General features: G+C 54.9%; 19 protein-coding genes and 1 pseudogene. 10 read left to right on the top strand and 10 right to left on the bottom strand.

The window, feature by feature from the left end; genetic code table 11:
• The first annotated feature begins 30 nt into the window (after window positions 1–30).
• Complete coding sequence (gene lipA / locus ACED87_RS03265; RefSeq protein WP_449082685.1) at window positions 31–1,038, top strand: lipoyl synthase; 1,008 nt, start codon at window positions 31–33, stop codon at window positions 1,036–1,038.
• A 128-nt stretch (window positions 1,039–1,166) separates the two neighbouring features.
• Window positions 1,167–1,916 carry a DUF4191 domain-containing protein gene (locus ACED87_RS03260; protein WP_449082683.1) on the top strand — a complete coding sequence of 250 codons (750 nt, stop codon included), beginning with the start codon at window positions 1,167–1,169 and terminating at the stop codon, window positions 1,914–1,916.
• A 76-nt stretch (window positions 1,917–1,992) separates the two neighbouring features.
• Here ACED87_RS03260 and ACED87_RS03255 read toward each other — a convergent pair whose 3' ends face one another.
• Together ACED87_RS03255 and ACED87_RS03250 are read right to left on the bottom strand one after the other, a co-directional pair.
• Window positions 1,993–2,694, bottom strand: a complete 702-nt coding sequence (locus ACED87_RS03255; protein WP_449082681.1) for a hypothetical protein — start codon at window positions 2,692–2,694, stop codon at window positions 1,993–1,995.
• 12 nt (window positions 2,695–2,706) lie between these two features.
• On the bottom strand, window positions 2,707–3,066 hold the full coding sequence (locus tag ACED87_RS03250; protein ID WP_449082680.1) for an RDD family protein: 360 nt from the start codon (window positions 3,064–3,066) through the stop codon (window positions 2,707–2,709).
• 388 nt (window positions 3,067–3,454) lie between these two features.
• On the opposite strand from ACED87_RS03250, the gene glnA (ACED87_RS03245) reads away from it, so the two are divergent.
• Complete coding sequence (gene glnA, locus ACED87_RS03245) at window positions 3,455–4,879, top strand: type I glutamate--ammonia ligase (protein ID WP_449082678.1); 1,425 nt, start codon at window positions 3,455–3,457, stop codon at window positions 4,877–4,879.
• Window positions 4,880–5,039: 160 nt separating this feature from the next.
• Here glnA (ACED87_RS03245) and ACED87_RS03240 read toward each other — a convergent pair whose 3' ends face one another.
• Window positions 5,040–8,216, bottom strand: coding sequence for a bifunctional [glutamine synthetase] adenylyltransferase/[glutamine synthetase]-adenylyl-L-tyrosine phosphorylase (locus ACED87_RS03240; RefSeq protein ID WP_449082676.1), 3,177 nt, complete (start codon window positions 8,214–8,216; stop codon window positions 5,040–5,042).
• A gap of 69 nt (window positions 8,217–8,285) precedes the next feature.
• On the bottom strand, window positions 8,286–9,629 hold the full coding sequence (gene glnA, locus ACED87_RS03235; RefSeq protein ID WP_449082674.1) for a type I glutamate--ammonia ligase: 1,344 nt from the start codon (window positions 9,627–9,629) through the stop codon (window positions 8,286–8,288).
• Between the two features lie 221 nt (window positions 9,630–9,850).
• Here glnA (ACED87_RS03235) and ACED87_RS03230 point away from each other — a divergent pair, with 221 nt between their 5' ends.
• Window positions 9,851–10,675 (top strand): formate/nitrite transporter family protein, encoded by an 825-nt coding sequence (locus ACED87_RS03230; RefSeq protein ID WP_449082672.1) that lies wholly within the window; start codon window positions 9,851–9,853, stop codon window positions 10,673–10,675.
• Window positions 10,676–10,731: 56 nt separating this feature from the next.
• On the opposite strand, the gene ACED87_RS03225 is transcribed toward ACED87_RS03230, so the two are convergent.
• Complete coding sequence (locus ACED87_RS03225; protein WP_449082670.1) at window positions 10,732–10,932, bottom strand: SPOR domain-containing protein; 201 nt, start codon at window positions 10,930–10,932, stop codon at window positions 10,732–10,734.
• A 125-nt stretch (window positions 10,933–11,057) separates the two neighbouring features.
• On the opposite strand from ACED87_RS03225, the gene map reads away from it, so the two are divergent.
• Window positions 11,058–11,963, top strand: coding sequence for a type I methionyl aminopeptidase (gene map, locus ACED87_RS03220; RefSeq protein ID WP_449082669.1), 906 nt, complete (start codon window positions 11,058–11,060; stop codon window positions 11,961–11,963).
• 25 nt (window positions 11,964–11,988) lie between these two features.
• Window positions 11,989–12,834 (top strand): polyphosphate--glucose phosphotransferase, encoded by an 846-nt coding sequence (ppgK, locus tag ACED87_RS03215; RefSeq protein ID WP_449082667.1) that lies wholly within the window; start codon window positions 11,989–11,991, stop codon window positions 12,832–12,834.
• 94 nt (window positions 12,835–12,928) lie between these two features.
• Here ppgK and nrdR read toward each other — a convergent pair whose 3' ends face one another.
• The 3 genes from nrdR to ACED87_RS03200 form a co-directional block, all read right to left on the bottom strand.
• Complete coding sequence (gene nrdR, locus ACED87_RS03210) at window positions 12,929–13,405, bottom strand: transcriptional regulator NrdR (protein ID WP_449082665.1); 477 nt, start codon at window positions 13,403–13,405, stop codon at window positions 12,929–12,931.
• 22 nt (window positions 13,406–13,427) lie between these two features.
• Window positions 13,428–14,798, bottom strand: coding sequence for a histidinol dehydrogenase (gene hisD, locus ACED87_RS03205; protein WP_449082664.1), 1,371 nt, complete (start codon window positions 14,796–14,798; stop codon window positions 13,428–13,430).
• A 791-nt stretch (window positions 14,799–15,589) separates the two neighbouring features.
• Complete coding sequence (locus ACED87_RS03200; RefSeq protein WP_449082844.1) at window positions 15,590–15,715, bottom strand: IS3 family transposase; 126 nt, start codon at window positions 15,713–15,715, stop codon at window positions 15,590–15,592.
• Window positions 15,716–16,233: 518 nt separating this feature from the next.
• Between ACED87_RS03200 and ACED87_RS03195 the strand changes: the two genes are divergently transcribed.
• Window positions 16,234–16,797, top strand: coding sequence for a hypothetical protein (locus tag ACED87_RS03195; protein WP_449089601.1), 564 nt, complete (start codon window positions 16,234–16,236; stop codon window positions 16,795–16,797).
• Between the two features lie 540 nt (window positions 16,798–17,337).
• Here the strand turns inward: ACED87_RS03195 and ACED87_RS03190 are convergent.
• Window positions 17,338–18,549: pseudogene (locus ACED87_RS03190) on the bottom strand (IS3 family transposase).
• Window positions 18,550–18,891: 342 nt separating this feature from the next.
• On the opposite strand from ACED87_RS03190, the gene ACED87_RS03185 reads away from it, so the two are divergent.
• From ACED87_RS03185 to ACED87_RS03175, 3 genes are all read left to right on the top strand, one after another.
• Window positions 18,892–19,794: a hypothetical protein gene (locus tag ACED87_RS03185; RefSeq protein WP_449083556.1), complete on the top strand. Its 903-nt coding sequence runs from the start codon at window positions 18,892–18,894 to the stop codon at window positions 19,792–19,794.
• A 1,248-nt stretch (window positions 19,795–21,042) separates the two neighbouring features.
• The gene (locus ACED87_RS03180; RefSeq protein WP_449083554.1) at window positions 21,043–21,222 is read left to right on the top strand and encodes a hypothetical protein; all 180 of its coding nucleotides are present in this window, start codon (window positions 21,043–21,045) and stop codon (window positions 21,220–21,222) included.
• A gap of 230 nt (window positions 21,223–21,452) precedes the next feature.
• The gene (locus tag ACED87_RS03175) at window positions 21,453–21,983 is read left to right on the top strand and encodes a DUF805 domain-containing protein (RefSeq protein WP_449083552.1); all 531 of its coding nucleotides are present in this window, start codon (window positions 21,453–21,455) and stop codon (window positions 21,981–21,983) included.
• A 130-nt stretch (window positions 21,984–22,113) separates the two neighbouring features.
• Here ACED87_RS03175 and dnaE read toward each other — a convergent pair whose 3' ends face one another.
• Window positions 22,114–25,650: a DNA polymerase III subunit alpha gene (dnaE, locus tag ACED87_RS03170; RefSeq protein ID WP_449083550.1), complete on the bottom strand. Its 3,537-nt coding sequence runs from the start codon at window positions 25,648–25,650 to the stop codon at window positions 22,114–22,116.
• Window positions 25,651–25,658 lie beyond the last annotated feature (8 nt).

The following is a 25,658-nucleotide window of genomic DNA, read 5'->3' as shown; positions in this document are numbered from 1 at the left end:
CAAGCTATATACCAAGGAGAACCCCACCTCATGAGCGCCCAGCCAGAAGGCCGCAAGCTGCTTCGCGTTGAAGCCCGCAATGCCGAGGTCCCCATCGAGAAGAAGCCCTCATGGATTAAGACCAAGGCCAAGGTCGGCCCTGAATACAAGGAAATGATTGACTTGGCCCGAGGCTCTGGCCTGCACACTGTGTGTGAAGAGGCAGGCTGCCCCAACATCTTCGAATGTTGGGAAGACCGCGAGGCCACCTACCTCATCGGCGGTTCAGAATGTACCCGCCGTTGTGACTTCTGCATGATTGACACCGGCAAGCCTGTTGCCATCGACCGCACCGAGCCTCTGAAGGTAGCACTGAACGTTAAGAAGATGGGTCTGCGCTACGCCACGGTCACCGGTGTAGCACGTGATGATCTTGAAGACGGCGGGGCCTGGCTTTATGCCGAAACTATCCGTCAGATTCACCGGGTTTCCCCTAATACTGGGGTCGAAATCCTGATTCCCGATTTTAAGGGTAAGGAAGAGGACGTCCAGCAGGTTATTGATGCCCAGCCTGAGGTCTTTGCCCACAATCTTGAGACTGTTCCTCGTATCTTCCGTCAGATTCGCCCTGCCTTCCGCTACGAGCGTTCTTTGGACGTCATCACCCAGGGTAAAGAGGCAGGCTTGATTACCAAGTCCAACCTGATTCTGGGTATGGGCGAAACCAATGACGAAGTCTACGAGGCCCTGTGCGACCTGCACGATGCTGGCACTGATTTGATTACTCTTACCCAATACCTGCGCCCTGGCCCTCTCTTCCACCCCATCGACCGCTGGGTTAAGCCCGCTGAGTTCGTTGAATTGTCGAAGATGGCTGAAGAAATCGGCTTTGCCGGCGTCATGGCAGGCCCCATGGTACGCTCGTCCTACCGTGCCGGTAAGCTCTGGGCTCGTGCAATGAAGAAGCAGGGGCGTAAGATTCCTGAGCACCTGTCTCACATCGAAGATTCAGGTTTTGCTATGCAGGAGGCCAGCTCTTTGGTAGCGGCCGGAGCATAAAAGCTAGCTCAGCCTCTAGAGTTTCAAGCGCCCAGCGGTTTCACCGGTGGGCGCTTGCCGTATAGAATAGGTAAGTTAGGGCGCGTATGGCACCCGCCCGCCCAGAATCGACTCACGAAGGAAACACAGTGGCTGAATCCCGTGGCAGCACCCGCGCACAGACCCGCGAAGAAAAGAAGAAAGCTCGTCAGGAGCGCCGCGCCAAGCGTGGCCCCGGCATGTTTGCTCAGATGAAGCAGGTCTATGCTATGACCCGCGAGCAGGACCCCACCATCCCCTGGATTCTTGCCCTCATCTTCTGTGGCACCCTTCTGGTTTTCCTACTCATCGGTCTGCTACTGAATAACTGGATTACCTTCCTGCTGATTGGTATCCCCCTGGGTATCTTGTTCGCTGTCATGGTGCTCTCTCGCCGTGCAGAAAAGGCTGCCTTCGCGCAGTTAGAAGGCCAGCCCGGACGCTCCGGTGCAGCTCTCTCTACCCTGCGTCGCGGCTGGATTTTCGAGCAGCGCCCCGTAGCAGCCAACAAATCCCAGGACGTCGTCTTCCGCGCCATTGGACGCCCTGGCATCGTCCTCGTCACTGAGGGGCCCACCAGCCGCGTCAATGGCCTGGTTCAGAAGGAAAAGCTCAAGTACACCAAGATTGTGCCAACTGTTCCTGTTACCGTCATTAACACCGGTTCTGCTGAGGGCCAGGTTGAGCTTAAGCAGCTCACCAAGACCATGAATAAGCTTTCTAAGAAGCTCACCCAGCAGGAGATGCACCAGGTAGCAAACCGCATTGATTCGCTGTCAAAGCAGAACAACATGCTCAATGCTATTCCTAAGGGTATTGACCCTATGCGTATGCGCCCTAACCGTAAGGGCATGCGCTAAGCCTAAGGGTTTACTCACATAAGGGGGGCCCGCTCAACACCTGTTGAGCGCCCCCCCCTTTGTACCGTGGGCAAGTCTACTGCCCAGTTTTTTTCTTAGAGCTACGCCACCAGTTCATGATGAAAACGTAGGCAATCAAGGCCAGGGTTATTTGCATCATGTAGCGGTCGATAGTTTCGAGAGTTGGCTGTATGCCTTCACCAAAACGCAATCCCAGGTAGAGGTAGAAGAGCTTATTGCACAGGGCCAGCAGGAAGATATAGAGGCCAATCATCCACCCCTTGATTTTGCGAATCCCGGCGATTGCAACCAGGATTGTGGCAGGGATAGGTGAGAAGGGGATAAACCCTAATGCCAGGCTCAGGAAAAGGTGCTTCTCGACAAACCCTTCAAGTTTGCGCCACCACAGGGGGGTGTGGTTGGCGAATATCCAGGTGATGAAATCCTGCCCCCAGTGTTTGCCCATGAAGAAGTAGACAAGCAAGAATTTGATGGCACTGGCAGCTGCAGCTAGGCTGAGGGCAGCTAGCATGAGGACAGCACCCTGGTTCTGGGCGGCTGTAATCAGTAGCCCCAGCCCTGATCCTGTGAGCAGTGAGAGAAGCCAGGGGGCATCAACCATGAGGTTAGGGCGCAGAGGAATCATGACCATTGAATAAATAGTCATCAAACCCAAAAGACTCAAAAGAATCTTGTCGATTTTTCGTGGCTGGGTGAGAAAGGACGGTAGCGCCGGGTCCTTTGTGTGGGGCGGTTCTTCGGGGTTAGGGTTCGTCATATTATCTTTCTTTTATCGAATCATCACCAAAATAGTGTGACGGGCCCGGTCATGTAAGCCTCGCTGGTCTGCGTCCATAATGACAACGGGTAATACCAGCATGATGAGGGACTGGCGGATAAGGGCGGTCAGCCAACCAGCGGGTTTACCATCGAGTCTTTGCACCTGCATGCCCAGGGCAAAATGCCCCATGGTATGCCCCATGAAACCTACAGCTGCCACCATATAGAGCCAGAAAAAGACTAGCTGTACGATATCGGGGATGGCCGTATTGACGGTGGGGAAGATAGTCTGCCCCAGCACAAAAAAGATGCCTTCAACCAGTAACCAATCCACCCAGAAAGCTAGCAGACGGCGCCCCGGGCGAGCCACGGCTCCCCGTCCTGACCGCGGTCTGCCCATATTCTGGCCGGGGTACTCCTGATCAGTGGGGGCACCTTCAATCCATGAGCCTAATTCTTTTCTTGTCAGCACCCCACTAACCTTACCGGCTCTTAGCTCCTTTCACTGGGGAAAAGCTGGGGCAAGCATCCCGTACTCTGAGAAACTTGAGCTTAGAACCCCTACACTAGATATAAGGGACCGTAGCCCCCTTAAACCAGGTAACGCCCACGCAACCCAGGCACAAGGCAAGTTACATGCGCGAAACAAAAGCGACACTTTAGGGCAAAAAATACGCCTTAGGCTAGAAACAACAGCGAGGGAGCCCCTGCAAACGGGCACCCATGGGTCGATAACAACTCAAGGAGAACAAACGACCATGTTCACTACTGCACAGGAAGTCCTCGACTTCATCAAGAACGAAGACATCAAGTTCGTTGACATCCGCTTCTGCGACCTGCCCGGCGTTCAGCAGCACTTCAACCTGCCCGCTAAGGCTATCGACGAAGATTTCTTCACCGTAGGCCAGATGTTCGATGGCTCCTCAATCCGTGGTTTCCAGGGCATCGCAGAGTCTGACATGCAGCTGATCCCCGATGTCACTAGCTGCTACGTTGACCCCTTCCGTCTTGAAAAGACCCTGGTCGTTACCGGCTCCATTGTTAACCCCCGCACCGGTGAGTCATACCACCGTGACCCCCGTGGTGTTGCAGAACGCGCCGAAGAGTACCTGAAGTCAACCGGTATCGCAGACACCGCTTTCTTCGCATCAGAAGCAGAATTCTTCGTCTTCGAAAACGTCCAGCACGAAGTCACTCCCCAGTCAGTCTCCTTCAAGATTGATTCAGATGAAGCTCCCTGGAACTCTGGCCGCAAGGAAGAAGGCGGCAACCTGGGCAACAAGACCCAGACCAAGGGCGGCTACTTCCCCGTCTCCCCCGTCGATAAGCAGGCAGATTTGCGCGACGCCATGTGCGTAAGCCTTGACGAAGTAGGCCTCGAAGTTGAGCGTTCCCACCACGAAGTTGGTGCACCCGGCCAGGCTGAGATTAACTACAAGTTCTCTACCCTCACCCAGGCAGCAGATGACCTGCTCAAGTTCAAGTACGTCATCAAGAACACCGCCGACCAGTGGGGCAAGACCGTCACCTTCATGCCCAAGCCTGTCTTTGGCGACAACGGTTCAGGCATGCACTGCCACCAGTCACTATGGCAGGACGGCGAGCCCCTCTTCTACGATGAGCGCGGCTACGCAGGCCTCTCAGATATTGCCCGCTGGTACATTGGTGGTCTGATTGAGCACTCCTCATCAGTTCTAGCTTTCACCAACCCCACCGTCAACTCCTACAAGCGCCTGGTTCCCGGCTACGAAGCACCTATCAACATGGTCTACTCACAGGGTAACCGTTCGGCAGGTATCCGTATCCCCATCACCGGCACCAACCCCAAGGCCAAGCGCCTCGAGTTCCGTGCACCGGACCCCTCCTCTAACCCCTACCTGTCCTTCGCAGCCCAGCTCATGGCAGGTCTGGACGGTATCCGCAACCGCATCGAACCGCCTGCACCCATCGACAAGGACCTCTACGAACTGCCTGCTGAAGAAGCAGCAGACATCAAGAAGGCCCCCATCAACCTTGAAGAAGCCCTGGACGCTCTGGAGAAGGACCACGACTTCCTGCTAGCAGGCGACGTCTTCACTGAAGACCTCATCTCAGCATGGATTGACTACAAGCGCACCAATGAGCTCGCTCCCCTGCTGCTTGTACCCCACCCCCTCGAATACGAGATGTACTACGGCGTCTAAGACCTGTAGCTCCTAGATATTCCTCTGGCGGGGGCCGGTCACCTTTTCAAGGTAACCGGCCCCCGCCTTTTGCATGCGCTGGAAGGTTGATGCCCGCCCCCCCTAAGTAGGGGTCTGCACGCCAGAACACGCCCAGCACAAGTCGTCTTATCTGAGCCTTCTACGAGGCCTGCGGGTAGAAGAGCTTTTCATAGACTGCGCGGGCCTGACGTGTAATACGCAGGTAATCGTCCTCTAGTTTCCAGGCAGAACCGGGCGCGTAACCACACCAGCGGGCAATCGCTTCAAGATCTGAGCGGGTGGTCGTCAATGTATCTGATGCTCTACCGGTACGCAACACGTTCAGCCCGCGTATCTTTGAGGCAAGTTTCCAAGCCCTTGAAAGCAAGCTGGCATCTTGCTCATCAATAAGTCCGGCCTCTACAGCTGCCTCTAAAGCCTTGAGAGTAGAGGTTGTCTGCATCCCTGGTACTCGGTGTGCATGTTGTAGCTGCAAGAGCTGAACCAGCCATTCGACGTCCGTCAACCCGCCCCGGCCCAGCTTGAGCTGGCGGGTCTTATCAGACCCGCGGGGCATACGTTCGGTCTCCACACGGGCCTTCATACGGCGGATCTCGGTGACCTTCTCAGCAGAGAAAGAAACCGGGTACCGGTAGGGGTCGATGAGCTCAATAAAAGCCGCGCCCACATATTCAGAACCAGCAAAAGGGCGAGCACGCAGTAGAGCCTGAAACTCCCAGGTATCTGCCCAACGCTCATAGTATTCGCGGAAAGACTCCAGCGAGCGCACCATAGCCCCAGACTTACCTTCAGGGCGCAAGTCAGCATCAATCTCGAGAACCTTCTCAGCCCGAATCGGTGGTGTGGTGGGTTGTTTGAGTAGGCTGACCATGCGGTTGATGAGGTCCGTTGCTTCTGCTTGGGCTGCTTTACCATCGGCCCCCTCGCGCGGTATGTGCACGTAGATGAGGTCGGAGTCTGAGCCGTAGCCGATTTCGGCCCCGCCCTGACGGCCCATAGCGATTACCGCAAGGTCAGTGAGCGGGGTGCGGCCATCTGTGTAGGTTTCTCGCTCGGCAATAGCCAGGGCTGATTGGATGGCTCCCCGGTCGATATCTGATAGGCCGTGGGCAACTTCTGCGTTGGTGTTCAGGCCGAGGGCCTCCCCCATGGCCAGGCGCAGTATTTCGCGGCGGCGCACCATGCGTACTGCCCGAATGGCTTCGGCAGAATCGGTATGGCGGGTGAGCTGGGAACGTAACTCTCCTATGATGACGTCGGTGCTGCGCGGTTTGAGATCTTCAGCCCGGTCTAGCCAGGCGATAGGTTCTGGGGTGTCCTCCAATAGGTCTGTGATGAAGCGGGAGGAGGACAGCAGGGAGCAGAGTCGTTCTGCTGCTGCCGGTGAGTCGCGGAGCATGCGCAGGTACCAGGGGGTGCCGCCGAGGGACTCGCTGATACGGCGGAAACCGAGGAGGCCGGCGTCCGGATTAACACCTTTGGCGAACCAACCCAGAAGCACAGGCATAAGGGTGCGTTGGATCTCTGCTGAGCGGCGCAGCCCCTTAGTGAGGGCTTCAATGTGGCCCATAGCGCGTTTGGGGTCCTTATAGCCCAGGGCAGCCAGACGATCTTGAGCCGCCTGGGGCGAGAGGGCAACTTCGGCCTTAGAAAGGTGGGCGACAGCGGCCAGAAGAGGACGGAAGAAAAGCCGCTCGTGCAGAGACTTGACTACCCGTTTGATACCAGCCCACTGTTTGAGCATCTCAGCTTCGGTCAGGTGGGTGGGGGCTAGGGGCGAATTCATGGCCCGGGCAAGAGCGCGGCGGTCTTTTTCTTTAGCGGGCATCAGGTGGGTGCGGCGCATATACAGGAGTTGAATACGGTGCTCCATGACCCGTAAGGTGGCATAGTTCTCGGCAAAATCGTGGGCGTCTTTACGGCCGATATAGCTGGCTTTAGCGAGGGCGGCGATGGAGTCGGTGGTGGTTTGGGTGCGGATGCTCTCGTCGGTGCGTCCGTGCACGAGCTGCAGTAGCTGCACGGTAAATTCGACGTCTCGTAGCCCGCCTGGGCCTAGCTTAATTTGGCGGTCTACTTCTGCTGCGGGGATGTTATCGGTAACGCGCCGGCGCATGGCTTGGACTGATTCTACAAAGGAGTCGCGGGTTGCAGATTCCCAGATGAAGGGGCGCATGGCCCTGGCCCAGCGGACGCCTAGCTCGGGGGTGCCAGCGATAGGGCGGGCTTTGAGCAGGGCCTGAAATTCCCAGTTTTCGGCCCAGCGTTTGTAGTAGGTGGTGTAGGATTCCACGGTGCGAACCAGGGCCCCGTCCTTACCTTCTGGGCGGAGGTTAGCGTCTACTTCCCAGAGGGCAGGTTCTGGGGCTGGGGCCATAATGGCCTTGGAGAGGGCCATGACCAGTTCGGTACCAATCTGGGTCAGGGTGTTCTCATCTAGGGGGGTAAAGCCCTCCGGTAGGTCGGTGAGAGGTGTGTGGGCTACCGCGTAGACGACGTCGACATCAGAGATGTAGTTGAGTTCGCGTGCCCCGCATTTGCCCATGCCGATGACTGCCAGTTGCACAGCAGCTACTGTCTGGGGGTCGTAGTTTTTGCTGACGTCGGCTCGGGCGATAGCGAGGGCACCTTCAATGGCGGCAGCAGCCAGATCAGCTAGGAGCCGCCCGACCGTTGGCATGAACTGGGCCGGGGCGAAGCTGGTGAGGTCGTAGATGGCTAGTTCTGTGAGGTGACGGCGGTAGGCTACGCGCAGGGCAGTGTAGGCTTCTTTACCGGTGAGCTGGGCTTGCGGGTCAGTCGCATTGGGGTCTGCGCCGACGGCTGTGAGTAGTTCACGGCGGTAGAGAGTATCTAGCGGCGCGATTGGGGATAGATATTCTTCATCTGTCTCTGGCATTAAGGAGGCCGGGTGGTCCTGCCCAGAAAAGGAGGTGGGGTCTAGGGCCAGTAAGGAGGCGTGTTCGGGGTGGCGGATTAGGAACTCCCCTAGCGCCTCAGATCCCCCTAAGAGACGGTAGAGGGCTTCAGCTTGAGCGCCTTTTTGCGCTAGCTCTGCCACCTGGGGGGCGCGCTCAATGAGCCGTACCAGGGCAGGAAGGGCGATATCAGGTGAAGGGGCAAGGCGTAGGCCCTCAAAGAGTTTGGCCCGGTCTAGGCCCTGGAGTTCTGGGGATCTGAGCCAGCGGACGCTTTTGGCAGCGTCATAGAAACCTAGGGACACCATTTCGCTGACCAGGCGGAGGTGGGCCTTGCGTTCTTCTTCAGCCCGGTAGGCTGCCTCTTGGGGGGTTTCGTTCTGCTGGGTGTGGGTCACCGCTGACTCCTTGGGGTAATATCGCAGCAGGCGCAACACCTGTTGGGGTGTTGCGCCTGCTTGCGGGTGCTAGAGAATTCCGAGGCTATTTTTCAGTTCATAGGGGGTTACTTCTGCGCGGAAGGCCTCCCAGTCCTGGCGCTTGTTGCGCAGGAACTGTTCAAAGACCTGTTCGCCAAGGGTTTCAGCCATGAACTCTGATTCTTCGGTGCGGTGGATTGCATCGTAGAGAGATGAGGGCAGGGCGTGGTAGCCCATGGCCCGGCGTTCGGCGCTGGTCATTGCAGCGATATCCTCGGTGACTGCGGCGCTAGGTAGCTCGTATTCGTTCTCCACGCCCTTGAGGCCAGCAGCCAGAATCACGGCATAAGCCAGGTAGGGGTTGGAGGCTGAGTCGATACCGCGGTATTCCATGCGGGCTGACTGCATCTTATTGGGCTTATAGAGAGGAACGCGGACCAGGGCTGAGCGGTTATTGTGGCCCCAGGAGACGAAGGAGGGTGCTTCGCCGCCGCCCCAGAGGCGCTTGTAGGAGTTGACGAACTGGCTGGTGACAGAGGTGAACTCAGGGGCATGGCGTAGCACACCGGCGATAAAGTGTTTGGCGGTGCGTGAGAGCTGGTATTCTGCTCCTGCTTCGAAGAAGGCGTTAGTGTCACCTTCAAAGAGGGAGAAGTGGGTGTGCATGCCAGAGCCTGCGTGTTCAGTGAAGGGCTTAGGCATGAAGGTTGCGTAGATGCCCTGGGAAAGAGCGACTTCCTTAATGACGGTGCGGAAGCTCATGATGTTGTCGGCAGTCTGGAGGGCGTCTGCGTGACGAAGGTCGATTTCGTTTTGGCCGGGACCAGTTTCGTGGTGGGAGAACTCTACAGAGATGCCGATTTCTTCTAGGTTGGTTACTGCTTTGCGGCGGAAGTCTTGGACTGCCCCGCCGGGGGTATGGTCAAAGTAGCTTTCGAAGTCGACCGGTTCGGGGAAACCATTGGGCCCAAGTTCCTTCGATTTGAGCAGGTAGAACTCAATTTCTGGTGAGGTGTAGCAGGTGAACCCCATGCCCGCTGCTTTAGACAGCACTTTTTTGAGCACACCACGAGTATCAGAGGTGCTAGGTTCCCCGTCGGGGGTCAAGATATCGCAGAACATGCGGGAAGTAGATTCGTCCTCCCCACGCCAGGGCAGAACCTGGAAGGTGGAGGGGTCAGGTTGCAGCAGCATGTCTGACTCATAGACACGGGAAAGGCCTTCAATAGAAGAACCGTCAAAACCAATACCTTCGTCAAAGGCGCTTTCTACCTCAGCCGGTGCGATAGCAACTGATTTAAGTTGCCCCACCACGTCGGTAAACCAGAGGCGGACGAAACGCACGTTGCGCTCTTCAATGGTGCGCAAAACGAATTCTTGCTGACGATCCATGTAACCTATCCGTTCATGTCTAAAGGTGGTGCCCGCGCCCCGGTGGGCGAGCAAACGAATCCTTAGCATCAACTCTAGAACGTAACCCCCACAAGTGCCCAGTTGGCACGCTCTCAGAGCATATAAGAGTAACGATTTTTAAAGATTTCTTTCACCGGCTGAGATAACCCCCAAGAGTGCACTCAGTTGGCGGTGTGCCCTGAGGCCACTAGAGTTAAAGCATGTCTACGGCAGAAACAGCACCACACGCGTCATCAGCTACCCCTACCCCGGCAGAGATGATTGAAAAAACCATCACCGCCTTAGAGATCAAAGCTAAAACAGCAGATGCCTCTCCCCTCAAGACCTTCCTACTGGCCTTACCAGGAGGTGGGCTCATCGCCTTTGGCTTCGCCCTTTATATCAACACCCAGCTCGGGGGAGAAAACATGCCCAGCGGTGTTTTGAAACTCTTGTGCGCAATGACCTTCTCTGTGGGTCTGATGATGGTGGTCATGACCGGGGCTGAACTCTTCACCTCAACCACCATGACGCTTGCAGCCCGCGCCTCCGGGGTAATCTCATGGGTGCAGCTTCTCAAACATTGGGCTCTGTCTTATACGGGGAACCTGGTGGGGGCAGCACTCGTGGTTGCCCTATGCTACTGGGGAGGCTTACAGGAGAGAAGTAGCGGGGCCTGGGGGCAGCTCGTAACCACAGCAGCCACAACCAAAGTAAGCTACCCCTGGGGCCAGGCCTTTGCCCTCGGCATTGGTGCTAACTTCCTGGTCTGCACAGCAGTCTTCATGACCTTCGCGGGCCGTAGCACCGTAGATAAAATCATCGCTGTCATAGGCCCTATCACAGCCTTCGTAGCCCTAGGGTTCGAACACTCCATCGCCAACATGTTCCTGCTGCCCTACGGGGTGATTATCGGAACAGAACCCACCCTCACCTGGGGCGCAGTCATTCTCTCCAACCTCATCCCAGTTACCCTGGGGAACATCGTGGGCGGTGGCCTGTGCGTAGGGCTCTTCCACTGGCTGACCCAACAGAAACTTCGATAAGACCTCAAAAGATAAAAGTTAAGAGAGCGCACCAGCAGATAAGACGAGAAGCTCACCTACCACTTCTGGTTTTCTTGGTCCCACTGCTCGTTGCGCTCTTTAGCTTTCTCCATAGCCCGCTCGGCCTCTTGGCGGGTAGCAAAGGGGCCCCACAGCTCAGTAATTTTAGACTGCTGCCCCTCCTCCACCTGACCGGTGCTCAAGTTGTACCAGTACTGGCGGTCATGGGGGCCAGGGGTGTAATCATTGAGTGACATGGCATCTTCCTTCGCACCATCAGGGATGTTACATGCACCACTTTACGCCTTCTTAGGTGAAAGATACAGCTTTTGACACCGCCCTAAGCCCAACCGATGAGCACTCAGCGGTTAAGCTAGAAGACATGTCGACATCATCAGTAAGCCACAACCTCCCCACCGAACCAGGCAAAGCCCCCATCGGAAACCTCACCCCCGGCACCGTTGCCCCCATGCGCCCGGTACCAGCCCACATCGTCCGCCCCGAATACGTCGGTAAACCCGAAGCCAACGAAGGGCAAGGCTCAGACTTCTACACCCCCGAAGAAATAGAAAAAGTACGAGCCGCCGGAAAAATCGCAGCCGGAGCCATCGTCGAAGCCGAAAAAATTGCGACCCCCGGCACCACCACCAACGACATCGACGTACTCGTCCACGAATACATCTGCGACCACGGAGCCTACCCCTCCACCGTCGACTACCGCGGCTACTCCAAAAGCGTATGCACCTCACTCAACGAAGTCATCTGCCACGGCATCCCCGACTCCACCGTGCTAGAAGACGGCGACATCCTCAACCTAGATGTAACCGCCTACCTAAACAACATGCACGGTGACACCAACCGCACCCTCCTCATCGGCAATGTAGACGAAGAATCCCGCCTACTAGTTGAGCGCACCGAAGAAGCCCTCAACCGCGCCATGAAAGCAGTACGCCCCGGCCGTGAAATCAACATCATCGGCCGCGTCATCGAAAAATACGCAGCCCGCTTCGGCTACGGGGTAGTACGAGACTTCACCGGCCACGGGGTAGGACGCGAATTCCACTCCGGCCTCATCATCCCCCACTACGACGCCGCCCCAGCCTACAACACCGTCATCGAAGAAGGCATGATCTTCACCATCGAACCCATGCTCACCCTCGGCACCATCGAATGGGACATGTGGGACGACGACTGGACGGTCGTCACCCGCGACCGCAAACGCAGCGCCCAATTTGAACACACCATGGTTGTCACCGCCGACGGCGTTGATATTCTCACTCTGCCCTAACCGCCACGACCCTCAAGGAAAGCCCATGACGGACACAACCACCCCCGGCATCCCAGCACCCACCCCAGCGGACCTGGTCATCGGCATCGACATCGGAGGCACCGGAATGAAAGGCGGTATCGTCGATATCCGCACCGGCCAGCTAGTAGGCGACCGCTTCCGCATCCCCACCCCCCAGCCAGCCACCCCCCAAGCCTGCGCCACCGTGGCACAAGAAATCGTCGCTGAGCTACAAGGCCGAGAACTGGCACCCCTCCCCGATGCGGCGGTAGGCATTGATTTTCCAGCCATCGTAAAAAACGGGGTAACACTCTCTGCCGCCAACGTGCACGAATCCTGGATTGGTGCTGACCTTGAGGGCACCATGAGCCAGGCCCTGGGCGGCCGCACCGTTTACGCCCTCAACGACGCCGACGCCGCCGGCCTAGCCGAAGCCACCTACGGGCAAGGCCAAGGCAAGGAAGGGCTCATCATCATGGTCACCCTCGGTACCGGTATCGGCTCTGCCCTCATCATGAACGGCCAGCTCATTCCCAACACCGAACTGGGCCACCTTGAACTTGATGGCCACGACGCAGAAACCCGCGCCTCAGCCCGAGTACGTGAACACCAAGAACTCTCCTGGAAAAAATACGGCAAGCGACTGCGCCGATACTTCTCCCACGTAGAATCCCTCTTCTCCCCCGACCTGTTCATCATTGGCGGCGGCATCTCGAAACACCCAGAAAAATTCCTACCCTACCTTGAAACTGAGATTAACACCCCCCTGGCCATAGCCCAGCTACGAAACAACGCCGGCATCGTAGGCGCAGCCCTATGGGCAGCAGGCCACCCCAGCGAACACGAACGCCGCGCCACCGCCCAGAACTAGATACCCCCAGCCCCAACAAATAAAGGACGCCGCTGCCCCCTCTCCTACCAGCAGGTAGCAAAGTGAGCAGGCGGCGTCCTGGCATATCTAGCTGCTAGAGCAAGGTGGGCTGCTCCCCCTCGTCCGCGCCCTCTGCGCGCAAGGCCGCAATAGCCCGCTCAAAATCATCCAATGACTCAAAAGCCTGGTAGACACTAGCAAAACGCAGGTAAGCTACCGTATCCAGCTTAGAGAGCGGCTCTAAGATTGAGAGCCCCACCTCGTGGGCATCAATCTCAGCGATACCCTTAGCCCGGATCGATTCTTCCACTTCCTGGGCCAGCTTGGCCAGGTCGTCCTCACCTACAGGCCGCCCCTGGCAGGCCTTGCGCACACCAGAGACAATCTTGGACCGATCAAAAGGCTCCGTCACACCACTTCGCTTAATAACCGACACGGCGGTAGTCTCAACGGTGGTGAACCGCTTACCGCAGTTACTGCACTGACGACGGCGGCGAATCGCTGAATTATCATCAGTGGTACGCGAATCAACCACCTTTGAGGTGGCATTACGGCAGAAGGGGCAATTCATGTGGTTCCTCCGGTAGGTACCTTTACTGAGCCTGACCAGTACGCACGGTGATAGCTTCACCATGAGCGGGTAGGTCCTCGTCGTGGGCAACCGCAACAATAGCATCGCCAATGTCAGCCAGTGCCTCCTGGCTGTAGTTAATGAGCTGGACAGCTTTCATGAAAACAGTGGTGTTCAGCCCAGAAGCATAGGCTGCTGAACCGCCGGTCGGCAGAACGTGGTTAGAACCTGCCGCATAGTCCCCCAAGGGCACCGGCGAATAGGAACCGATGAAAATAGCCCCAGCATTACGCACCTTCCCGGCGACCTCTTCGGCCTTCTCCGTGTGAATTTCCAGGTGCTCGGCGGCATAAGCATCTGCCACAGCGATAGAGGCTTCCAGGTTATCGGTCAGCACCACACCGGACTGGGGGCCTGTTAGGGCTGTGGCAACGCGCTCGCGGTGCTTGGTTGCAGCTCCCCGGCGGCTAACGGCTTCTTGGACGGCGGCAGCTAGGGCGGGGCTGTGGGTGATGAGTACGGACCCTGCGTTAGGGTCGTGCTCTGCCTGAGAAATCAGGTCGGTTGCTACATACTCAGGGTTGGCGGTGTCATCTGCGATGATGGCGATTTCGGTGGTTCCGGCTTCACCGTCCACACCTACCACGCCTTGCAGGGCGCGCTTGGCCATGGCTACGAAGATGTTACCGGGGCCGGTGATGGTATCTACTGGTTCCAGTGTTTCATCGGCATCTTCAAGCCCGTAGGCCATAGCCCCTAGGGCACCGGCGCCGCCGATTGCCCAGATTTCGGTGATACCGAGCAGGCCCGCGGCACCCAGAATAGTGGGGTGGGGCAGGCCACCAAATTCTTTTTGGGGCGGGGTGCACAGCACAATGGAGCCGACCCCTGCTGCTTGGGCAGGCACAGTGTTCATAATGACCGATGAGGGGTAGACGGCCAGGCCACCGGGCACATAAACACCGGCGCGGCGGACGGGGGTCCAACGGTTAGTGAGGACGGCCCCAGGTGCTACCTCAAGGGTCTGGTCAGCCGGACGCTGGACGGCAGCAAAAGCACGGGTACGTTCAATAGCGATTTCTAGGCCCTTACGCACACCAGGGTCAAGGTTGGCCACAGCCTGGTCAATAGCGCTTTGGGGCACGCGCAGGGCGCCTTGCTCAACGCCATCAAACTGGGCGGAGAGCTCACGCAGGTAATCAGCCCCGCGGGTTTGCACCTTTTCAAGGATGTCTTGCACAGTGGTGAGCGCCTTCCCCACAAATTCGGTGGTCTGACGCGGGACGATGCGGCGCAGCTCAGCATAGGAATGGTGACTACCGCGCAGGTCAATGGTGCGCAGGGTGAAGTCAGCGGGGGCAGCGGGGTTCTGGGTGTTTTCTATTGTGCTCACTCTTTGATTTTAACGCCTCCGTCAAGGTAGGTGGAGCTTGGGAGCCTGATTATTTCAGCTGGGGGTCATTGTAGGTCTTTTTAGCAGGCTACCCTAACCACATGGCCACTCAGGCTACTGCGCAAATAGCTCTAGAATTCCTCAATCCCCGGCCCGCCGGATCATGTTTCCCGTAGCCGAGACGGTCACTGAACAACTCGCGACGCAACTCGCGAGCCATCGGCTCAGACTCAGGGGTTTACTTGTTCATATTGTTCATAGACGCGGTCAATCTTTTCACATCAGATTAGCCATGTACACAAACAATCTGACACGCTCCTAGCTGGTGGATTTACCCCTTATGAATAAGCCTCAAAGTTTTTAAGGGGTGATATGTACTGGGTTTAGGCCACACCAACCACCCACACAAAATCATACAAACCAAACAAACATCAAAGCACTTTCCTCCACCTCCCACAGCATCCAATCACCAAACCCCTCATACAACCACCACACCCAAGAAGCCGTCTCAGCCTCCAACCAAACCACAGAACCAAAAAACCAGGCTTTCCACCATTTCAGCCTTATACACCCCATTGACCGGCTCAGCCAGCGCATTATCATACGAACCTCCACAAGACCCAACCAACAACTGCACACCGAGCGCTTTCAACTCACGCGTGTAATCAGCAGAAACATACTGCGACCCACAATCAGAATGATGCACAACCCGAGTCAAATCAGACCCCGATTTCTTTGCCTCAAACAAAGCCTGCCGCAAAACTCTCAGCAGCTTTCATCAGCCGGTAGATCTAACCCCGTCCGATACCCCAGCCAGACCGCCGCATAGCCTGCCACATTTTACGCACACCATAGACCCCGTAATTCTCAGCATGAATCTGCTGAAGATCGGGAATCAACAGCTGGTCTTTCAGCACCCGAGCTAAAGGCACACGTTTCTTTGCCCTGTATTGGCACGGCGCAGTTCGGCGTTTTCTCCTTTGAGTCGTCGCATTTCAGCGTTGGCTTCGGTGCCGGCGGTGATTTCTTTGCCGGTGTCTAGGGCAGCGTGGTTGCACCAGCGGGTGAGAGTGCTGAGGGGGGGCGCCTAGTTTGGTGGTTGTGTCTTGACGGCTCATGTCATTGAGGGTGCGTCGTTGTCTTGGAGTTTGGTGTTGATGAGTCTGATGGCTCGTTCTTTGAAGTCGGTGGGGGGTATTGGGTGGGTGTGGTTTTTATTATTCCTTCGGTTGGGGTTGGGCGGAAGGTATGACCTAAACCCAGTACAAGAGAAAAACAACAGGCACCTGACTAGTAAGTATGCATAAGATATTACTTATTGTTAACTAAACCACCATTTAGTAAGTTTACTTTCTTTATAAATTATAAATACTGGTGAGATGGAGACATCGCCAATCACCGCGGCAAAGGCGCTGCGGAACGAAAGGAAAATACGATGACCACCAAGAAAGCTATCACTGGTTTTGCTTCTATCGCACTAGCTGTAAGCGGAATGTGTGCGATTGTCCCGGCAACCCATGCAGATACCGTCACAACACCCATAAGTGCTGTTTCAAACACCGCTGATTCTCCTCAAGAATCGCTCAAGTATCTCGCCGTTAATGACAGCCAGGTTATCGTTGGCTCTGACGAGCTAAAGTTCACCATCAATGCTGATGGCAAGGCTATCGCAACCGATGCAAAAGGTAACTCAGAAGTACTTCCCGAAGAAGCTGTTGACCAAAATGGTAACCAGATTTTCTTGAAGTACGAAGATAACGGCAATAACGAGCTTCTTATTTCTGCAATTGCGTCTACTGAGATGCGTAGCGTGGGCAAGTGCCTGACAGGTATCGGTGGCGGAGCTGTAACTGGCGCAGGCACCTTGGGTCTTGCAGGAGCCACAGTCGGAACCGTCACTCTCCCTGTCATCGGTACTGTGGGCGGGGGCGCAGTAGGAGCTGTCGTCGGAGGAATCGGCGGCGGACTAACTGGAGCATCTGTCGCCTGCTTCGACTAAAGCCGAAATATTTATCTAGCCAGATAGGTTGAACAGTATGTTAGAAAGAATTCAAAACAATATTGGGCTTCCCACGATTCTACTGTATTGGGGTCTAGGTATTATCAGCTGGCTATTGTTTCACAGTTTGGGAGCTGACCAACGGGTAGTTGGCTGGCTCTTGGGAGTACCGTTTGTAACAGTAGGCGTGCTCGTGAGTGTTGGATGGCTACTTGGACGAAAACCTCAATAGCTGATCTAGTTCCCTAATAAAATAAGGAACCTCAGATTCTTTCAAGCAAAATAAGGCCCCGTAGAAACGGATTTTTCCGTCTCTACGGGGCCGGCTATGTGCTACGGGTGAGGTTATTTTTGTATGATGGAGCGCTTCGAGGGATGCAAGAGGAGGCGCTTAAAGCCATTTTGCTTGCCTTGGCCTTCTTCAGCGACGTTAGCGTTAGGCATGTGGCTCATTGCAGTGACAAAGGCCGGACGGAAGACCTCTCGGAATTTATCTAAGTTCTGCGTTTGAGTGATATGTACGTGGTTTAGTTCCGACAATTATAAGACCACTAAAGCACCATCAACCACCTCCTGCGGAGTCCGATAACCAAGACCCTGATGCAACCGGCCAGTACTCCACCAAACCACCCAGCCAGCAGTCTCAAACTCCAGCTGACCAACAGAACCAAAAAGCCGGCCCCGCACCATCTCAGCCTTATAAGCACCATTGACGGACTCAGCCAAAGCATTATCATAAGAATCCCCAGTCGAACCCACCGACAGTTGCACACCCAACGCTTTCAAACCCTGGGTGTAATCCTACGCAATATACTGCGAACCACAGTCAGAATGATGCACAATCTGCGTCAAATCAGAGCCACCCTTCCTCACTTCAAAAAGCGCCTGCTTCAACGCCGTCAAAGGCATCCCCAGAGTATGCATAGTTGAAGAAACACCCCAACCCACAATCTTCCGGGAAAACACATCAGTAATGAAGGCCGTATAGCAAAAACCTGAATAGGTTCTGACATAGGTGAAGTCTGCTACCCACAGTCTGTTAGTGCATCAGCGGTGAAGTTGCGCTGAACCAAATCAGAACGGTCATCAATCACTGTGGCCGCTCTGGTGGTAATAGGTTTACGACCCCGATGAGCACCAGCAACACCGGCTATTTTCATGAGTCGGTAGGTCTGATCCCGACCAATATCCCAGCCGGCACGCCTCATGGCGTGCCACATCTTGCGCACACCATACACGCCATAATTCTCTGCATGGATTTTCACCAGTTCAGGAATCAGAAGCTGGTCCTTCAAAGTACGTGCTGCAGGAACACTAGCCTTAGCGGCGCGGTAGCCGCATGAGGTGATGAAACCACCAGCGAGGTTTTCTTGTAGTGCGGTGCAGATGTTCTCAACCCCGAAACGATTCCTATACCTATCGATATAGCGGATCATGATTGGGCTGGACGGTCGAGTTCTGCCGCGAAAAAGCTGATGCTGTCTGTAGAATCTCGTTGGTTCGCTTCAACTCGGCGTTTTCTTTGCGTAGGCGTCGGTTTTCTGCTGCCATATCAGTGGTGGTGCCGGGGGTGCTGCCAGCATCGATTTCGGCTTGTTTGTGCCATTTTCGCAGGGTTTCGGGGCCGTTGCCGAGGCGTTCTCCGATGTTTCGGCAGGCGGTGTAGATGCCTGTGTCGGGGTTGTTTTCGAGGTGGTCGTCCAGTAGGCGTAGGGCTCGTGTTTTGAGTTCGGCGGGGTATTGGGTGGGCATGGGTTTATTCCTTTGTTTTTTGTTTGTTTTCAATTTTAGGGTTCGGAACTAAACCCAGTAAATATCAGTTGGTGCTTCGGGTGCTGGGTCGACGTTTACGTTTCCGTATACGGATAATTTGAAGGTCGGGTTGGTGCCAGTATCGTAGGGTGCATTAATAACTTTTTGAGTTGCACCAGAGCCGTGAGACGCGTATCAGAAGCAAGGCTGTATTTTTTGAGTACAAGTGTTGTGTATGTCTTGGGTCACTGGTAGCCTGGCCGTGGGGTCGCTCCTGAGGAGGCCCCACGACACTACACCCATATTTCAAAGGTCCAAAGATGAGCTATCTGGAGGATAATCATGAAGCAAATAGCTTTTGTAGGCGCCGGAGCCGCAGCACTCATGTTGGTGCCTACCATTACTAGTGGGGCTTATGCATCAACCCAGATAGCGATAGACCAGCACTATGAAGAGCAGATTATCCAGGAGCTGGACGAACTCGAGCAAGACTCTCTGGAGAACAAATTTGTCGTAGAAGAAGAAAACAAAGTTCAACTTACCACTTTCGACGGTATATCCTCGCTGAGCCTTCCCGGAACCGATGTTGGCCAAACCGTTGATTCCGCTCAGCTTCCCAAAGAACTATTCTCCGGGATAGGTGAACCTGTACTAAATACAAGTAGCCAGGGAGCTACTATTTCTACATATGAAACGAGCCGGGGACACCAAACTCTCATCTCGATACCAGATTCTTCAGCAGCAAAAGACTACAGATTTGAAATTGGCGTTCCTGACGGTGGACGAGTACTTCAGAAAGAAGACGGAAGCATAGATATCCTCTCGTCTTCGGATGAAGTAGTAATGAGTTATGCATCTCCGTGGGCATTAGACTCAGTTGGAAATAAGGTTCCTACACATTACACCGTGGAGGGGAACGCCCTGATTCAAACGATTGAATTTACCGAAGATACCGCGTTCCCTGTTGTAGCAGATTCTGAAGGTTTTTGGGGCTGGGCTGAGTGCGTTGGAGTGCTTGGTGTAGAAGTTCTACCTTTATTTGTTCCAGGAGGGAAGCTGGCTGTTGCTGGAGTTAAAATTGCCGCAAAATTTGGAAGCGTCAAGAAAGGCGTGGAATTCATCGTACGCTCTCGCAAAGCTTTTAATGGGTGGGATGCCTACATGGCGCACCTAAAGAAAACTTATGGCAATGTATTTGCTGATGTGCTTGGTATTACTGCTGTTCGACACGCTTGCTTCTCATAGAGCCTTAGAAAGAAGTAAATATGCGCGACGTGGAGTATCCTCTTTTGCACGTATCGATAGTTCTAGCCCTTGTAACGATTCTAGGGGTTGATGGATTCGATGGCTACCTTCGGTACCTTATTCCTATCTTGGTTGCCGGGGTTCTGGTTACCTCGTGGTGGCGTCTGATTTCTTTGCGTAATTCTAACAGGCGCTAGTACACCAGATACAATAACTTTCTCATCATCATTTGGCGGAAAGGCGTTAGTTCTAGTAGGACTAACGCCTTTTCTTTTTGTTCGTGCTCTAGATACTAAATTTCCTCTTCCTTATCTTTGCGGCGCTTTTTGCCTGTTAGGAAGGCCCAGGGACCTGTACCAATGGCTACGAGAACTCCGGCGATACTAGTAAAGGTATACTACGGCGAGATGCTCTTAGAAGTATTCTCAGCAGTTTCTGCTTCCGACTCAGCCTGCGATGAAGCTCCTGACGTTGTGTTGTTACGGTTGGGCGCTGTGGGGTCACTGCTGGTAGGGGTTTGTGCCTGTGCAATCTCTACGCGAGCTGGAGATTAGCAAAGGGGAGAAAGACTCCTTCAAACTTTCAACGAACCTAGCGAAACCCGTCTCGGGATGTCTAAGGAAGGGTATCAAGGTAAAGGTGCCGCCTTACAGAAAGGTACTGAGATTTGGAATAGTCTGCGTACCGATGCGCAGGGATTGCTGAACGTGGGAATCTTTCACATGTTAGAGGAGTTGCCGGTTTTTGTTGATGGAGTAGGGGCAGATGTGACATCAGACCTGACTACTCGTATCATCTTCGAGCCTTTAGCTCTTTTTACTCAGAAGATGCTCGCTGAATACCCTCAACTTACTAGCGGAAACCATAAGATAGAAGCTATTCGTCGAAACGTATGGGACTCCCAGGCTAAAACCTGGATGGAAAAGGAATTTCTTCTTCCTGTAGTCGACAATCACCCTTTGCTTCTTGTTCCCCGCAACTGGGCACGCGCTAATGCTAGGGGCTTCAAGTGTGTATGCTCATGTTTGGGCAGAGAGCATGGTGGTGGTGAGGGTCGGCGGTGGATTCCAGTAGGAGACACTGAGGGTTATTATTCATAAGGGGTACCCCCTTATGAATAACCCTCTAAGTATCTACATCAGCTAATGATTGGGCGTCAGCAGTATTTGCCCCTCGGTAGTTACGGTCACTAGCTTACTACCTGGTTTGAATGATGGCGAGACCAGCTCACGAAGGTTGCTTCGAGGGGTGCAACTGGGGCTTTGCTGGATTCGCCGCCTGGTGAACACCGGAGCAGAAGATGTTGCTCAGCTTAATCGGGCCGGTATGGAGCGGTATGTGAAGGATTCGGTGATGTTCATTGGGCCGGCTGCTCCACCCCTGACCTACACCACCAAAACAGTCCTTGAAGGCTCCCTCTCACCCTAGAAACCATAAAAACCAGTTTTGAAGGGCGATGACTACGGCGGCAAATGAAAGATAGGACAGCTAAACCGACTAGCTCACTACCGCGCCCCTCCCCCACCAACTATCACGCTGCTCACCACCGTCCGTATTTGGGTATAACACCGTTTGGCAAGGGAAGAGACGGTACACCAGGAGACGGGGGCGGCTCTGACTCCCTGCACATCTCACATGATTCGAAAGGATTCCCTTTGGTGGAAACCACTGTCTATGACCAGCCAGCTTCGACTGGTTCCCGGCCCCGTCCCACGGTCAATTTCAGCCAGGCAATCAAAAATAATTTCAAGTACCTCTTCCACTTCTCAGGTAGAGCATCTCGCTCAGAGTTCTGGTGGGTTTACGGTGCCTTCTCTCTTGTGTCGCTCATCATCGCGATTATCTTGACCTTTGCCTTCAATCACAGACTCAGCGAAATGGATAAGTTCGAGGCACTCACCACTCAGTACGCGAATGGTGAAATCACCTACGCTGAGTACCATTCTCTGGCCGAAAGTGGCACCGGCCCTGCCTACGGCGTCATTATTCTTCTCGGCCTTCTCTTGCTCTGGTCGCTTATCTCTTTGGCCTGTACCCTAGCTGTTAGCTGGCGCAGACTCCAGGACGCTGGTTTCCATGGGGCCTTCTACCTGCTTTCTCTCGTAGGTTTTTTGGCATTGTCCCCTTTGTCATGTACTTCTTCCCCAGCTCCCCCAAGGGCTACCAGTACGACAAGCCCGCCGATATAGATCGCCCCTAAATCGCAACTACCTGCTGTATCAGGTACATAAAGCAAAAACAGTGAGAGCGCGTAGATTCTACGTGCTCTCACTGTTTTAACCGGTCACAGTGGGCGGGGCTGCCTTTTTACACCTAGAGTTAGGCATCCAAGCAGGCCGGGCCCAGCAACACCTTGAGATCACCAAAGAGGGCCGGGTTGGGGTTGACCCGCAGATCCGCCCCTAAGCGGATGAGTAGGCGCTTAGTGCGGGTCGTCATAGCAATGCGCACCTCAGATTCACCCTTGTGATTCCGCAAAATATCGCGCAGCTGCCCCAGGGTCTCTTCAGTTGCCTTATACTCAGGAATAGCGATTGTGACCGGCCCGCTGGTGCCGTCCGCTGAAATCTCAGGGATATTCAGCTCCTGGGCGCTCAGGGTTACCGAACCATCATCGCGGCGCTGTAGGCGCCCCTTGATAGTGCAGATCAGATCTTCTGCCAGCACCCCAGCAATCGGCTCATAAGCACGGCCAAAGAACATCACCTCAATGGAACCGGTGCGGTCCTCCATCTCGATACGGGCATAAGGGTTACCGGAGTTCTTCGCGATACGACGCGAAACGCTGGTAATCATGCCAGCGACAGTCACAATAGCGCCATCGGGCTTGACCGAGTCCTCAGAGACCAGGCCTTGAATCGTAGAGTCAGAAAGAGCGTCAAGGGCATCTTCCAGGCCACGCAGGGGGTGGTCAGAGACGTAAAGGCCCAGCATCTCACGCTCAAAGTTGAGCTTATCGCGCTTCTCCCACTCAGGGACGTCTGGAACCTGTACCGCCAGCTCATTGGTCGGGTTATCATCGTCCATACCCAACCCGCCAAAGAGGTCGAACTGGCCAGCAGCTTCTTGACGTTTAACCGAGACGGTTGCGTCAATAGCCTCTTCATGGATCATGGACAGTGGACGCCGGTCATGGCCCAGGGAGTCAAAGGCACCGGCCTTAATGAGAGAGTCCACGGTTCGCTTGTTACAGACAACGATGGGCACTTTAGCTAAGAAGTCGTTGAAGTTCTCGTAGCGGCCCTTTTTTTCGCGGGCCTCAACCATGGCAGAAACCACGTTAGCGCCCACGTTACGGATAGCGCCCATACCGAAGCGGATATCATCACCGACCGGGGTGAAGTTCAGGGCAGATTCGTTTACATCAGGCGGTAGCACCGTGATCTTCATGTGGCGGCACTCGTTCAGGTACAGGGCGAGTTTGTCCTTATCATCACCCACCGAGGTCAGCAGGGCAGCCATGTACTCCTGGGGGTAGTGGGCCTTCAGATAAGCCGTCCAGTAGGACACCAGACCGTAGGCTGCCGTGTGGGCCTTGTTGAAGGCGTAGTCAGAGAAGGGCAACAGGATATCCCAGAGGGCCTTGACCGCACCCTCAGAGTAGCCGTTATCAATCATGCCCTGGTGGAAGGTGGCATACTGCTTATCCAGCTCCTCCTTCTTCTTCTTACCCATAGCACGACGCAAAATATCTGCCTCACCCAGAGAGTAATTAGCGACCTTCTGGGCAATCGCCATCACCTGCTCCTGGTACACAATCAGGCCGTAGGTGGTATCAAGAATCTCAGCCAGAGGCTCCTCAAGCTCCGGGTGAATCGGGGCGACTTCCTGCAGGCCATTCTTACGCAGAGCATAGTTGGTATGCGAGTTCGCGCCCATCGGGCCCGGGCGGTAAAGCGCCAAAACCGCCGAAATGTGCTCAAAATGGTCAGGCTGCATGAGCTTAAGCAGCTGACGCATGGGTCCACCATCAAGCTGAAAAACACCTAGCGTATCGCCACGGGCTAGTAGCTTATAAGACTCAACATCATCCAGTTCCAGGGTTTCAAGATCCAAATCTGTACCGCGGTTGAGCTTAATATTCTCAATGGCATCAGAGATGATGGTCAGGTTACGCAGACCCAAGAAGTCCATCTTAATCAGCCCCAGCCCCTCACAGGTGGGGTAATCGAACTGGGTGATAACCTGCCCGTCCTGCTCACGGCGCATAATGGGGATAACGTCAATCAGGTTATGGCTAGACATAATGACGCCCGCCGCGTGCACACCCCACTGGCGCTTCAGACCCTCAATACCCTTAGCGGTCTCAAAAACCTTTGACGCATCAGGGTCAGACTCAATCAGGTCACGCAGCTCCTGGGCATCGTTATAGCGTTTGTCCTCGGGGTTATAGACGTTAGCCAGGGCAATGTTCTTACCCATGACGTCATCAGGCATGGCCTTAGTGAGACGCTCACCGGTAGAGAAGGGGTAGCCCAGCACGCGGGAGGAGTCTTTCAGGGCCTGCTTGGCCTTGATAGTACCGTAGGTGACGATCATTGCCACCTTGTCTTCGCCGTACTTCTCGGTCACATAGTGAATCACTTCAGAACGGCGGCGATCATCGAAGTCCACATCGAAGTCGGGCATAGAGACACGGTCAGGGTTAAGGAAGCGCTCAAAAATCAGGTCGTGATCGAGCGGGTTCAGGTCAGTAATACGCATAGCGTAAGCAACCATAGAACCTGCACCCGAACCACGGCCAGGGCCCACACGGATACCGTTCTCCTTAGCCCAGTTGATGAAGTCAGCAACCACCAAAAAGTAGCCGGGGAAGCCCATCTGCGAGATGATGCCCACCTCATATTCAGCTTGCTTGCGCACCTCATCAGGTATGCCCTTGGGGAAACGGTAGTGCAGGCCACGCTCAACCTCTTTCACGAACCAGGATTCCTCGTTCTCCCCCTCAGGCACGGGGAAGTTAGGCATATAGTTAGCCTTGGTGTTGAACTCCACCGAGCAGCGCTCAGCGATTTCCATGGTGTTATTGCAAGCTTCAGGGTAATCGCGGAAGAGATCACGCATCTCAGCTGGTGATTTCAAATAGAAGTTATCAGCATCGAACTTAAAACGCTTGGGGTCCTGCAAGGTAGCACCAGACTGCACGCACAGCAAGGCAGCATGGGCTTTAGCGTCCTCTTCGTGGGTGTAGTGCAGGTCGTTGGTAGCAACCAGGGGCAGGTTGAGTTCCTTAGCCAGCTTGAGCAGATCAGCCATGACTTTTTTCTCAATATCAAGCCCGTGATCCATGAGCTCGCAGTAGAAGTTTTCCTTACCGAAAATATCGCGGAAATCGCTCGCTGCTTGCATAGCCTCCTTGTACTGGCCCAGGCGCAGACGGGTCTGCACCTCACCGGAGGGGCAGCCGGTAGTTGCAATCAGACCCTTACCGTACGTTTGCAGTAGCTCCCGGTCCATACGCGGCTTATAGAAGTGCCCCTCAAGAGAGGCCAGAGAGGACGCCCGGAAGAGGTTATGCATACCCTGGGTATTCTCTGCCCACATAGTCATATGGGTGTAGGCACCACCACCGGAGACATCATCACGCCCACCCTCACCAAACTTCACGCGAGTGCGGTCCTGGCGGGCAGTACCCGGCGTCAGATAAGCCTCAACACCAATAATGGGTTTAACCCCAGCATTTTTTGCCTTATTCCAAAAGTCAAAGGCACCGAAGAGGAAGCCGTGGTCGGTAGTAGCCAAGGCATTCATGCCCAACTGTTTAGAGCGCTCAAAGAGGTCAGTTAGGCGGGCAGCACCATCGAGCATGGAATACTCGGTGTGCACGTGCAGGTGAGTAAAATCAGTGTTAGCCATACAAGTTA

Source organism: Rothia sp. 32237D007AR (assembly GCF_053544675.1).
This window is presented reverse-complemented; position numbering and strand designations above follow the sequence as displayed.